The organism is Bradyrhizobium diazoefficiens, from assembly GCF_016612535.1.
GTDB lineage: Bacteria > Pseudomonadota > Alphaproteobacteria > Rhizobiales > Xanthobacteraceae > Bradyrhizobium > Bradyrhizobium diazoefficiens_C.
The window spans coordinates 2,597,154-2,609,688 of record NZ_JAENXS010000001.1; the positions used below are offsets into that span (position 1 = coordinate 2,597,154).

Sequence of the window (12,535 nt, forward strand, 5' to 3'; positions counted from 1 at the left end):
CCGGGACGACATCGAATTTTTGGCGAGAGCATCGCTCCTATGACGTGGGCGTGATTGACCTGCTGCAATGCTAGCGGCAGGTTGGCCGCGATCTTTAGCCCTCCCACTCATTTCCACCCCCATGCTAACCATCACCAGCCTCTGGATCCCCTTCACCGTCATTGCTGCGCTCGGCCAGGTCGCGCGCAATGCGATGCAGCGATCACTCACAAAGCCGCTGGGGACCTGGGGCGCGACCAATATCCGCTTCCTGTTCGGCTTCCCGTTCTCGCTGCTGTTCCTGGGCGTGGTGCTTGTCGCGACCGGCGATCATCTCAGCATGCCGCCGACCGTGTTCTGGCCGTGGCTGCTGCTGGGTGCGCTCAGCCAGATCGTCGCCACCGGCCTGATGCTGCTCGCGATGAACGACCGCTCCTTCGTGGTGACGACGGCGTACCTGAAGACCGAAGCGATCCAGACCGCCATCTTCGGTTTCATCTTCCTCGGCGATCACCTGACATGGCTCAGGGTGCTGGCGATCGTGATCGCGACCGTCGGGGTCGTCATCACCGCGCTGCGTCCCGGCGGCGAGAAGAGCTTTGCCGAGCTGAAGCCGACCATCACCGGTCTCGTCGCCGCCGCGGCGTTCGCGCTGTCTGCAGTCGGTTTCCGCGGCGCCATCATCAACGTGCCGGGCGTGTCGTTCGTGACGGCGGCGTCGTTCACGCTGGTGTTAGGGCTGTTCGTGCAGACGCTGATCCTGACGATCTACCTGCTTTGGCGCGCGCCCAAGGTGCTGCAGGCGATCCTGGGACTGTGGAAGCCGTCGCTGCTCGCCGGCTTCATGGGCGCCTTCGCCTCGCAGTTCTGGTTCCTGGCGTTCGCGCTGACAGCCGCCGCCAATGTCCGCACGCTCGCTCTGATCGAGGTGCTGTTCGCACAAGCCGTGGCGTATTACTCGTTCAAGCAGCCGATCGCGCCGCGCGAGATTGCTGGCATCGCGCTGATCATCATCGGCGTGGCAGTGCTGGTGGGGGTCTAGTTCCGGTCTTCCGGCAGCGTCGGCAGCGGCGACACTTCGATACCCTCGTCGATCAGCGACTTTGCCTCGTCGGGCGAGGCTTCGCCGTAGATCGGGCGGTGCTCCTTGTCGCCATAGTGCATCGCGCGGGCTTCGTTCGCAAAGCGCTCGCCGACATTGTCGGCGTTCTTGACGATGTGGTCGCGAAGCTCCTTCAGCTTGCTGCGAAGCTCGCGCTCCTGCGCCATCATCAGCGAGGTCGATCCGGACGGCGCCGCCTCGGGCGCGGCAACGGTGGTGGCCGGCTCCGGCGGCGGCGTTGCGGGGCCGCGGCCCTTCTTGCCGACGATGCGCGGCGCCATGATCGCCTTGTCGACCTTGGCCGAGCCGCAGATCGGACAGGTCACGAGCTTGCGCTTCACCTGCGAATCGTAGGCCGACGAGCTCTGGAACCAACTTTCGAATTCGTGGTCGTGGTCGCAGTGAAGCGCGTAGCGGATCATGCCGATCCCCGCACCAGGTGCAGATGGTCGGGCCCGGCCTTGGGATCTGCGACGCCGAAGCGGCGGCCGTGCTGGAGCGACGGGATTGCGCGGCGTGCGGTCTCGACCTTGGCCGGATCGATCTTGGCCATGATGATGCCGGGCTCGATGTCGCCCTCGGCCAGGATCTCGCCCCAGGGATCGATGATCAGGGAGTGGCCGAACGTCTCGCGCTTGTTCTCGTGCAGGCCGCCCTGTGTCGCGGCAAAAATGAAGCAGCCGGTCTCGATCGCGCGCGACCGCAGCAGCACGTGCCAGTGCGCCTCACCGGTCTTGCGGGTGAAAGCTGACGGCACTGTGATGAAGGATGCGCCGCTCTCGGCCAGCGCGCGGTAGAGCGCAGGGAAGCGCACGTCGTAGCAGATCGTTAAGCCGACGCGGCCCCAGGGAAGATCGGAGATCACGGCGGTCTCACCCGGCTGGTAGTTGGCGGATTCGCGATAGCTCTCGCCGTCCGGCAGCTCGATGTCGAACATGTGGATCTTGTCGTAGCTCGCGAGCACATTGCCCTCGGGCCCGATCAGGAAGGAGCGGTTCACCGCCTTCTCGTCAGAGAAGCGCAGTGCGAGCGAGCCGACATGGATGTGGATCTTCAACTCGGCGGCGAGCGCGCGATACGCCTTCAGCGAGGCGTCGTCCTCCTCGCTCTGGAGGTGCTCGAACAGCGCCTTGCGATTCATCTGCATCATATTGCTGACTTCGGGCGTCTGCACGTAGTCGGCACCGTTGGCCGCGGCGTGCCGGATCAGTTTCGTTGCCTGCGCGAGGCTCGGCTCGGGCATCAGGCTGGTGCGCATCTGCACCATGGCTGCGGTGAAGGTCCTGTTGTCGCTCATGAGACCGCCTTCACGCTTTCGAGCAGGCCGTCGAGCTTGCCTTCACGGTCGAGCGCATAGAGCTCATCGCAGCCGCCGACATGGGTTCCACCGATCCAGATCTGCGGGAAGGTCGAGCCTTCGCCGGCGCGGTCGTACATCTCGTCGCGCCAGGACGGGTTCTTGGCGACGTCGAATTCCGTGAAGGTCGCCTTCTTGCGGGTCAGAAGCGACCTGGCAGCGGAACAATAGCCACATCCTGGCCTGGTGTAGATTTCGACAGCAGCGGTCATGGCGTCCAGCGCTCTCATGTCATGAATTTGTTGAATTATATGGGACTTTACCGGCTCTCGACAACCCGGGCAAAGACCAGCACGTCGACCTGGGCCGCCTTGGCGCGAAGAAGAGCGCGCGCGCAGGCATCCAATGTCGCGCCCGAGGTCAGGACATCGTCGATCAGGACGATGCGCCGGCCCTGAACCTCGGCCTGACGGTCGGGGGATACCTGGAATGCGCCCTGCACGTTGGTGGCGCGCTGGGCGCGCGACAGCCCGATCTGCTGCTCGGTGGCACGCACCCGGCGCAGCACCTCGCCCCGCACTTTCACCCCGCTCCGCCGTGCGATGATGTGTGCCAGCGCGCCGGACTGGTTGTAGCGTCGCCGCCAGGCCCGGCGCCAATGCAGGGGAACGGGGACCAGCATGTCGGCATCCGATAGCAGCTCGCCGCCCGCGCGCGCCATCCAGCGGCCCATGGCGGGCGCCAGATCAGTGCGATCCTGGTATTTCAGCGCATGCACCAGCGTGCGCGCGACGTCGTCATAGCGCACCGCCGCGCGTGCCCGGTGGTACGCCGGCGGGCTCGCGATCGCCTCCATCGACAGCATGTCGGGGCCGGGATCATAAACGAAGGGAATGCCGAGGCGTGGGCAATAGGGCCGTTCGATGAACGACAGTTTTGCCCAGCACGCCGCGCAAACGCCTTCACCGTCGACCGGCTCGCGGCAGGAGACACACAACGTCGGCAGCGCGATGTCGAGGGCGAGCCGCGCCGCACGCGACAGCACGTGGCGGCCGACAGTCCATGCGGCACGGAAGGGTAGGGCGATCGAACGTATATGGGCACCCTCGGCTTTCATAATCGAAGGCTAGCGCCGCACACAGCGGATTGCCAGAACCGTCGTGATCGGCGTAACCAGCGGCATGGCTGAGAACCCGCAAACCCCGCCCGCCCTGTTCGATCTTGCCCTGCTGCAGGGGCGGCAGCGGCGTGCGCAGGCGCAAGGTCCGGTTTCCTTTTTGCTCGATCGGGTCGCCGAGGACATGTCCGACCGGCTAGCCGCGGTGATGCGCGAGTTTCACGCACCGGCCGATCTGTGGACGCCGGGTGAGGGGCTTGCGGAGTTACGAGGGCGGCTGCCTTCCATCCAACGGATCGCGCTCGATGCGGCGGGCGCCGAGAAATTGCCCTTCGCGCCCGAAAGCCTCGACGTCGTCGTTTCGGCGCTGGCGCTGCAATTCGTCAACGACCTGCCGGGCGTGTTCGCGCAGATCCGTCGCGCGCTGAAGCCTGACGGCCTGCTGCTCGCCGCAATGATCGGTGGCGACAGCCTGACCGAGCTGCGCGAGGCCTTTGCCGCCGCGGAAGCCGAATGCGAAGGCGGCATGTCGCCGCGCGTCGCGCCGTTCGCCGATTTGCGCGATATCGGCGCACTGTTGCAGCGGGCGGGCTTTGCACTGCCGGTCACCGACGTCGATCGCGTCGTGGTGCGCTATGCCAATGCGTTCGCGCTGATGCAGGATCTCCGCCGCATGGGCGCGGCCAATGTGCTGATCGAGCGGCGGCGTACGCCGAGCCGGCGCGCGACGCTGCTGCGGATGGCCGAAATCTACGCCGAGCGCTTTGCCGACGCCGACGGCCGCATCCGTGCCACGTTCGATATCATCTGGCTCTCCGGTTGGGCGCCCCATGCGAGCCAGCAACAGCCGCTGAAGCCGGGATCGGCGAAAGCGAGCCTGGCGGAGGCGGTGAAGAAGGCGGGTAAAGATTGACGTGCGCCGCCTGCGTCCGGGCGTCACATCAGCAGATCAATCAAATGCGGGATCAGCGGAATGTCCGCGGGAGGCATCGGATAGTCGCGCAGTCTGTTGGCGCGGACCCAGGCCAGCTTCTGGCCTTCGCGGGCTTCGACCATCCCTTCCCAGCGCCGGCAGATGTAGAGCGGCATCAACAGATGGAAGGTCTCGTAACTGTGGCTCGCAAAGGTCAGCGGTGCCAGGCACGGCTCGGCGACGGTGATGCCGAGCTCTTCGTGGAGCTCACGGATCAGGCTCTGCTCCGGCCGCTCTCCGGGCTCACACTTGCCGCCGGGAAACTCCCAGAGGCCCGCCAGCGTCTTGCCTTCGGGGCGCTGCGCGATCAGGACGCGCTTGTCGGCGTCGACGAGCGCGCACGCCACAACAAGAGTTAGTTTCAGGTCGGCCATGTCCTAGGACCGATAATCCCCGTTGATCGCGATATATTCCTTGGTGAGGTCGCAGGTCAGCACGCGGTCGCGACCTTTGCCGAGGCCGAGCGAGACCTTGATCGCGATCTCCGGCGCCTTCATCGCTTCCGATACCTGCGTCTCGTCGTAAGACGGATCGCGCGCGCCGCTTTTGGCGACGCGGATGCCGTTGAAGGAGATCGACAGCTTGTCGCGATCGGCCGGCTCGCCGGCCTTGCCGACCGCCATCACCACGCGACCCCAATTGGCGTCCTCGCCGGCGATCGCGGTCTTCACCAGCGGCGAGTTGGCGATCGACATCGCGATCTTGCGTGCGGAAGCCTTGGTCTTGGCGCCCTCGACTGTGATCTCGACCAGCTTGCGCGCGCCTTCGCCGTCGCGAGCGACCTGCTCGGCGAGATTGGCGAGCACCTGATTGAACGCCTTGCCGAACGCCTTCAGGCGCGGGTCGCTGGCGCGGCTGATTTTTGGTGCGCCATGTTCGGCCGCGGCGCCCGTTGCGAACGCCAGCAGCGTATCCGAGGTCGAGGTGTCGCCGTCGATTGTCACCGCATTGAAGGTGTCCTCGACGCCGGCCTTGAGCAACGCCTGGAGCGCGGCGGGCGCGATCGGTGCGTCGGTGAAGATGAAGGACAGCATCGTCGCCATGTCGGGCGCGATCATGCCGGCGCCCTTGGCCATGCCGTTGATGGTGACCTTGGCCTTGCCGAGCTTCACGGTCGCGGTCGCGACCTTGGGGAAGGTGTCGGTGGTCATGATCGCCTTGGCGGCGGCGAGGTAGTCGCCGGGCTCGGCGGTCTCGGCGAGGCGGCCGAGCACGCCGTCGAATTTGCTTGCATCCAGCGGCTCGCCGATCACGCCGGTCGAGGCCAGGAAGATCTCGCTCTCGCTGCAGCCGACGGCCTTGGCCGCGATCTTCGCGGTCAGCGCGGTGGAGCCGCGGCCGGTCTTGCCGGTGAAGGCATTGGCATTGCCGGAATTGACGACGAGGGCGCGGGCCTTGCCGCCCTTCAGTTTGGCACGGCACCATTCGACCGGCGCCGACGGGCATTTCGACTTGGTGAAGACACCGGCGACCGCGGTGCCCTTGTCCATCACCGCGAGCAGCACGTCGGTGCGGTTCTTGTAGCGGATGCCGGCCTCGGCCGTCGCGAGACGGACGCCCGCGATCAGGGGCATGTCGGGAACGTGTTTCGGAGCGAGCGGGGAGACCGAGGAGGACATCTTGGGCGCCTTGGTGAGGTCTGGATATGCAGATGGCCGGGCCTCCAGTGCGAAGACGTGCTTCGCACTTTTGGCCCGGCCATTGCGATGCTTAGATACCCTTCGCGTCACTGAAGTGACAGCGAATTCTTACTTCTTGGCGGGCGGCGCCATCTTGCTGTCGGACGGCTTCGCATCGGCTGGCTTGGCGGCGTCGGCCGGCTTGGCGTCCTTGGACGCGTCGGCCTGGTCCATGCGCTCGACCTTGGCTTCCGCGCGGAGCTTGGCGACATAGTCGGCCTGGGCCTTGCGGGTGACGTACTGTTCGATCTGGGGCTTGACCTGGGCGAAGTCGGGCGCCTTGCGATTGCGCTTCTCCTCGACCTTGATGATGTGCCAGCCGAACTGCGACTTTACGGGGTCGGAGATCTTGCCCGGCTCCAGCGCGAAGGCGACCGCCGAGAATTCCGGCACCATCTGTTCCTTGGTGAAGAAGCCGAGGTCGCCGCCATCGGCGGAGCCCGGATCCTTGGACTTCTTCTTGGCAAGCTCGGCGAAATCGGCGCCCTTGTCGAGTTCGGCCTTCACTGCCTTGGCCTCGTCCTCGGTCTCGACCAGGATGTGGCGGGCGCGCACTTCCTGCTCGCCGGTGATCTGCTTGGAGGCCTCCTCATAGACCTTCTTCATGGCGTCGTCGTTGGTCGCGGCCTTGCCTTCCTGGGCGAGCAGGCTGTCCATCAGCAGGCGATTGCGGGCGAACGCCATGCGCTTCTTGAATTCCTCGCCGTCGGCGACCTTCTTGTCCTCGGCGGCCTTGGCCACGATCTTCATGTCGATCAGGAAGGACAGGACGTTTTCGTCCTTGGTCGCCGGATCCATCTGGGCGAGGCTCGGTCCGAGTTCCTCCTCGGCCATGGTGACGTCGCTCTTCTTGATGTCAGCGCCGTTGACCTTCGCCAGGACCGGATCGTCGGCCGCCCGGAGCGGGCCGGCGACCGCCAGGGAGAGCGCCAAGGCAAAGCAGCCAGCCAGGGCGGACGCGTGGCGGAAACGCTGGCCGGTGGTGACCGGGAACGAGGTGGTCATGCAAAATCCTTATGTTGAAGCAGGGGCTGCTTAAGCGGGCGGACACTCGCCCAATCAAGGGGGCTTGGCAACGCGAAAAGTCTGTCAAAATGATGAATTGGCGGCAAGATTGGCCGCCGTTGACAAGGCCCTGACCGGGCCATATCTCTGCCCGGTCGCGACCATGGCGATGGCGTTTATTTTGCTGCGTTTTTGGCCGTTGAACCCAGACTGGCTCAATTCCCACCCATATGGCGGATGACCCCCCGCAGTCCGGGCTCTGGCGCCATCGGGCGTCACGGTGAGTTGATAGGCAGTCGGGCGACAACTTCTTGGCTGCAACGCGGTTGAATCGCGAACACAGGAACTAGGCATGATCGGCGCGCTCGCCCGCAAGTTTTTCGGCTCCGCCAACGACCGGCGGGTGAAGGGATATCAGTCCCGCGTCAGCGCGATCAACGCGCTTGAACCGGAGGTCTCGAAACTCTCCGACGAGGCGCTCAAGGCGCGCACCGCCGAATTCAAGAAAGAACTCGCCGAGGGCAAGACGCTCGACGACATCCTGGTGCCGGCCTTCGCTACCGTGCGGGAGGCCGCCAAGCGCACGCTCGGCCAGCGTCATTTCGACGTCCAGCTGATCGGCGGCATGGTGCTGCACGAGGGCGATATCGCCGAGATGAAGACCGGCGAAGGCAAGACGCTGGTCGCAACGCTCGCCGTCTACCTCAACGCGCTCGCCGGCAAGGGCGTCCACGTCGTCACCGTCAACGACTACCTCGCCAGCCGCGACTCGGCCTGGATGGGCCAGATCTACGGCTTCCTCGGCATGACCACCGGCGTGATCGTCCACGGTCTCGACGATGCCGAGCGCAAGACCGCCTACGCCTGTGACATCACCTACGGCACCAACAACGAATACGGCTTCGACTATCTGCGCGACAACATGAAGTACCGGCTCGAGGACATGGTCCAGCGGCCGCATTTCTACGCCATCGTCGACGAAGTCGACTCCATCCTGATCGACGAAGCGCGCACGCCGCTGATCATCTCCGGTCCGCTCGACGACCGCTCCGACTTCTACAACACCATCGACGGCTTCCTGCCCAAGCTCGACAAGACCGACTACGAGGTCGACGAGAAGCAGCGCACGGTGACGCTGACCGAAGCCGGCATGGAGAAAATCGAGACCTTGCTGCGCGATGCCGGGCAGCTCAAAGGCGAGTCGCTCTACGACGTCGAGAACGTCTCCGTCGTCCATCACATCAACCAGGCGCTGCGCGCCCACACGCTGTTCACCCGCGACAAGGACTACATCGTCCGCGACGACGAGGTGATCATCATCGACGAGTTCACGGGCCGCATGATGCAGGGCCGGCGCTATTCCGAAGGTTTGCACCAGGCGCTGGAAGCCAAGGAGCACGTGTCGGTGCAGCCGGAAAATCAGACGCTGGCCTCGATCACGTTCCAGAACTATTTCCGGATGTACGAAAAGCTCGCCGGCATGACCGGCACGGCGCTGACCGAAGCCGACGAATTGTTCGACATCTACAAGCTCGAGGTCGTGGAAATTCCGACCAATTTGGCAGTCGCCCGTCTCGACGAGGACGACGAGGTCTATCGCACCCAGAACGAGAAATACGCCGCCATCCTGGCCGAGATCGAGCGTGCCAATGCGCGGCTGCAGCCGGTGCTGGTCGGCACGGCCTCGATCGAAAAGTCGGAGGTCATCGCCGAATACCTCAAGAAGCACGGCTACCGGCAGATCGATTTCGGCAGCGAAAACGCGATGCAGAAGCTGTACGCCGCAGCGCGCGCCAACAAGCCGGCCAAGCTGTTCGCGGTGCTGAACGCGCGCTTCCACGAGCAGGAAGCCTATATCGTTGCCGAAGCCGGCGTGCCCGGCGCGATCACGATCGCGACCAACATGGCCGGCCGCGGTACCGACATCAAGCTCGGCGGTTCGCTCGAAATGCGCATCCAGCAGGAGACCGGTGGCATCGAGGACGAGGCCGAGAAGGCCAAGAAGATCGAGCAGATCAAGGCCGACATCGCGCATTTCCGCGAGATCGTGCTGAAGGCCGAAGAGACCGTCGAGATCGAGCCGGCCAAGGGCGCGAAGCCGGCCAGGACCGTCAAGAAACCGGGCGGCCTCTACATCATCGGCTCCGAGCGGCACGAATCCCGCCGCATCGACAACCAGCTCCGCGGCCGTTCCGGCCGTCAGGGCGACCCCGGCCGCTCGAAATTCTTCCTGTCGTTGGAAGACGATCTGATGCGCATCTTCGGCTCGGATCGCCTCGACAGCATGCTCCAGCGTCTCGGCCTGCAAGAGGGCGAGGCGATCATCCATCCCTGGATCAACAAGGCGCTGGAGAAGGCGCAGCAGAAAGTCGAGGCGCGCAACTTCGACATCCGCAAGAACCTGCTCAAGTTCGACAATGTCCAGAACGACCAGCGCAAGGTGATCTTCGACCAGCGCGTCGACCTGATGAAGGACGACAGCGTCGCCGAGACCGTCACCGACATGCGCCATGCCTTCATCGACGATCTCGTCGCCAAGCACGTGCCCGAGCATGCCTATGCCGAGCAGTGGGACACGGCCGGCCTGAAGGAAGAGCTGAAGCGCGTGCTCGATCTCGACCTGCCGGTCCAGGACTGGGCCAAGGAAGAGGGCATTGCCGACGAGGAGTTGCTCAACCGCATCGAGACCCGCGCCGACGAGCACATGGCGGCGAAGGTCGCGCAGTGGGGTCCCGACGTGATGCGTTACGTCGAGAAGACTATTTTGCTGCAGACGCTGGACCATCTCTGGCGCGAGCACCTGATCATGCTCGACCATCTGCGCCAGGTCATCGGCCTGCGCGGCTACGGTCAGCGCGATCCGCTGCAGGAGTACAAGACCGAAGCGTTCAATCTCTTCCAGGAGATGAGCGCGCATTTGCGCGAGGCCGTCACCGCGCAGCTGATGCGGGTCGAGATCGTCCCGCCGGAGCAGGAAGCGCCGATGCTGCCCGCGATGGAAGCGCACAAGCTCAATCCGGACACCGGCGAGGACGAGATGGCACTCGCCAGCGTCACGCTCGCTCCGCAAGCCACCGACGCCGCGTTGCGCGATCCGAAGAACCCGGCCAGCTGGGGCAAGATCGGCCGCAACGAGGATTGCCCGTGCGGGAGCGGCAAGAAGTACAAGCACTGCCACGGGCGGTACGCGTAGCGATCAGGTGATGCTGTCGTGAGCGCGTGAGGCGCGAAGCCCGCGCCTCATTCTCCGCTGTCGTCGCCCGGCTTGACCAGGCGACCCGGTACGCCGCGGCCTCTCGATTCAATCACGACTGTCTCTGGAATACTGGATCGCCCGATTAAATCGGGCGATGACAGCCGTGCGTGTGGTGTGCAGCTTCCGTCACGTCATCATCGTCCCGCGAGATCCAAGGCGGGACCTCGTAGCCCGGATGGAGCGAAGCGCAATCCGGGAATCCAGTCGTTGTGAGAGAAAGACACCGGATTACGCTTGCGCTCCATCCGGGCTGCGGCCGTTCAGCAAGACGCATCACGCGCCTCAATTCGAGCTGTCGATCAAGCTCTCCAGCAGCCGCTTCAATTCGCTCGTCGACTTGTCGCCGTAGCTTTCCAGGATGTGCTCCTCCTGGTCGACCGCGAGCGAGTTGAGCTTCCTGCTCAGCACCTTGCCGCGGTCGGAGATGAACATCAAAACCTTACGGCGGTCGTTCGGGTCCTGCACGCGATAGACCAGCGTGTCGGAGACCATGCGGTCGATCATCTTGGTCAGCGTCGGATGATTGAGCAGCACGGCGTCTGCAAGCTCGCCCATCGAATGGCCGTTGCCATCGGAGAGAACCTTCAGGATCCGCCACTGTTCGACGGGCACGCCTTCCTTGCTCAAGCGCAGTTCCAGCTGCCGGTTGATCTCCCGGTTGGCTTGCGCGAGCAAATAGGCGAGGTGTTCGGTGATTGGAGCGTTGGATTTTGCCACGGCTAAGACTTCGTCTTGACCCAAATGAGTGAATGTCTTGCAATCAATGCTGCTTCTATATGCACTTCAATTGTTGAATATTCAATATTTTCAAAATAGGATGATTGCACAACAAAAGGGCGGATGCCGCGGCCGCCTGCTCAATGTGCTTTCAGGTCTGGTGCCAGACAGGAGTTGGCGTGCGCGCGACGGTAAACTTCCCGGCTCACGGCGGTCCGGCGTTGCCGCCGTCCTTGCTGCTCAGGAATCTGTCGTCATCGGCGGCTGATGGTGCGCTGTCGCCGAGCGATCACGCTTTCTTCAAGCGGCGCGGCGCGAACAAGCTGCGCATCGGCGGCTTCATCTGCTGCACCGGCTCACCCGGGGTCTGGGGCCCGTGCGCGACCAACAGCGCACAGCTCGCGGTCGCCGAGATCAACCAGCGCGGCGGCATCCTCGGACGCGAGATCGAGCTTTCGATCTACGACGCCGGCGGACCCCTCGATGAGATATTGAACCGCGCCGAGCAGGCGATCGCGTTCGACGAGGTCGATCTGATCGTGGGCTTGCATACCAGCGCGGTTCGCGTTGGCCTTCGCGACGTCACCACGCGCCACCGGATTCCTTACATCTACACGCCGGTCTACGAGGGCGGCGAGCGCACGCCCGGCGTCATGGCGATCGGTGAGACGCCGCGCTGGCAGAGCCGGCCGTCGATCCACTGGCTCGCCGACGTCAAGAAGGCGGCGCGGTGGTACCTGATCGGCAGCGATTATGTCTGGCCCTGGCAATCGCACCGCGCCGTGAAGACCTACATCAGGGAAACCGGCGGACTTGTCGTCGGCGAAGAGTTCGTTCCCCTCGGCGAGGACAACCACGAGCCGCATCTGGAGCGCATCCGCGCCGCGAAGCCTGATGTGGTGCTGATCTCCCTGATCGGAACCGACAGCATCACCTTCAACCGCGCCTTCGGCGAATGCGGCCTGGGCGCGACGACGCTGCGGCTTGCGGGAGCCATGGACGAGACCGTGCTGCTCGGCATCGGCGCTGACAACAGCGAGAACATGTTCTGTGCCTCCGGCTATTTTCCCGGTGTCGGTTCGCGCGCCAACGACGATTTCCAAAGCCGGTATCGCCAGATGTTCGGGCCGAACGCCCCGCCGATCGGCTCGCTCGGCCAGTCCAGCTATGAAGGCCTGCGTTTCCTCGAAGCCGTCGCGAACAAAGCCGGTTCGTTGTCGATGGCGCCCATGCTCGCGGCGGGCCGCAACATCGTTTATGGCGGCGCGCGCGGCCCGGTCGTCGTTCGCAACGGTCATGCCCGGATGCAGATGTATCTCGCCGAGGCCGACGGCCTCGACTTCAAGCTGGTCAAGCCGGTCTGACACCGCCGCAGCGATTCGTGTTCGCTCAAATGCAAAATAATACTTG

At 64.3% G+C, this 12,535-nt stretch carries 12 protein-coding genes; 4 read left to right on the forward strand and 8 right to left on the reverse strand.

What is annotated here, in order from left to right:
* Window positions 1–121: 121 nt before the first annotated feature.
* The gene (locus JJE66_RS12215) at window positions 122–1,021 is read left to right on the forward strand and encodes an EamA family transporter (protein WP_200514511.1); all 900 of its coding nucleotides are present in this window, start codon (window positions 122–124) and stop codon (window positions 1,019–1,021) included.
* On the opposite strand, the gene JJE66_RS12220 is transcribed toward JJE66_RS12215, so the two are convergent.
* Genes JJE66_RS12220 through JJE66_RS12235 form a run of 4 tightly spaced genes read right to left on the reverse strand, consistent with a single transcriptional unit; the run spans window position 1,018 to window position 3,495 of the window.
* Window positions 1,018–1,503, reverse strand: coding sequence for a DUF1178 family protein (locus JJE66_RS12220; RefSeq protein ID WP_200514512.1), 486 nt, complete (start codon window positions 1,501–1,503; stop codon window positions 1,018–1,020). The genes JJE66_RS12215 and JJE66_RS12220 overlap by 4 nt on opposite strands.
* Window positions 1,500–2,378, reverse strand: coding sequence for a carbon-nitrogen hydrolase family protein (locus JJE66_RS12225; RefSeq protein WP_200514513.1), 879 nt, complete (start codon window positions 2,376–2,378; stop codon window positions 1,500–1,502). The genes JJE66_RS12220 and JJE66_RS12225 overlap by 4 nt, the downstream gene beginning before the upstream one ends.
* Window positions 2,375–2,650 carry a glutaredoxin 3 gene (grxC, locus tag JJE66_RS12230; RefSeq protein WP_092231328.1) on the reverse strand — a complete coding sequence of 92 codons (276 nt, stop codon included), beginning with the start codon at window positions 2,648–2,650 and terminating at the stop codon, window positions 2,375–2,377. The genes JJE66_RS12225 and grxC overlap by 4 nt, the downstream gene beginning before the upstream one ends.
* A 47-nt stretch (window positions 2,651–2,697) precedes the next feature.
* Window positions 2,698–3,495, reverse strand: coding sequence for a ComF family protein (locus JJE66_RS12235; protein ID WP_200514514.1), 798 nt, complete (start codon window positions 3,493–3,495; stop codon window positions 2,698–2,700).
* 64 nt (window positions 3,496–3,559) lie between these two features.
* Here JJE66_RS12235 and JJE66_RS12240 point away from each other — a divergent pair, with 64 nt between their 5' ends.
* On the forward strand, window positions 3,560–4,408 hold the full coding sequence (locus JJE66_RS12240) for a methyltransferase domain-containing protein (protein WP_200515337.1): 849 nt from the start codon (window positions 3,560–3,562) through the stop codon (window positions 4,406–4,408).
* 23 nt (window positions 4,409–4,431) lie between these two features.
* Here JJE66_RS12240 and JJE66_RS12245 read toward each other — a convergent pair whose 3' ends face one another.
* The 3 genes from JJE66_RS12245 to JJE66_RS12255 form a co-directional block, all read right to left on the reverse strand.
* Complete coding sequence (locus JJE66_RS12245; protein ID WP_200514515.1) at window positions 4,432–4,842, reverse strand: (deoxy)nucleoside triphosphate pyrophosphohydrolase; 411 nt, start codon at window positions 4,840–4,842, stop codon at window positions 4,432–4,434.
* Between the two features lie 3 nt (window positions 4,843–4,845).
* The gene (gene argJ, locus JJE66_RS12250; RefSeq protein WP_200514516.1) at window positions 4,846–6,087 is read right to left on the reverse strand and encodes a bifunctional glutamate N-acetyltransferase/amino-acid acetyltransferase ArgJ; all 1,242 of its coding nucleotides are present in this window, start codon (window positions 6,085–6,087) and stop codon (window positions 4,846–4,848) included.
* A gap of 129 nt (window positions 6,088–6,216) precedes the next feature.
* Entirely contained in the window at window positions 6,217–7,152 is a 936-nt protein-coding gene (locus tag JJE66_RS12255; protein ID WP_200514517.1) for a peptidylprolyl isomerase, read from the reverse strand.
* Window positions 7,153–7,504: 352 nt separating this feature from the next.
* On the opposite strand from JJE66_RS12255, the gene secA reads away from it, so the two are divergent.
* Complete coding sequence (gene secA / locus JJE66_RS12260) at window positions 7,505–10,345, forward strand: preprotein translocase subunit SecA (RefSeq protein WP_200514518.1); 2,841 nt, start codon at window positions 7,505–7,507, stop codon at window positions 10,343–10,345.
* Between the two features lie 345 nt (window positions 10,346–10,690).
* On the opposite strand, the gene JJE66_RS12265 is transcribed toward secA, so the two are convergent.
* Window positions 10,691–11,125, reverse strand: coding sequence for a MarR family winged helix-turn-helix transcriptional regulator (locus tag JJE66_RS12265; protein WP_200514519.1), 435 nt, complete (start codon window positions 11,123–11,125; stop codon window positions 10,691–10,693).
* Window positions 11,126–11,304: 179 nt separating this feature from the next.
* Here JJE66_RS12265 and JJE66_RS12270 point away from each other — a divergent pair, with 179 nt between their 5' ends.
* A complete protein-coding gene (locus tag JJE66_RS12270) occupies window positions 11,305–12,489 on the forward strand; it encodes a substrate-binding domain-containing protein (protein ID WP_200514520.1) in 1,185 nt (394 codons plus the stop codon).
* The last annotated feature ends 46 nt before the right edge of the window (window positions 12,490–12,535 follow it).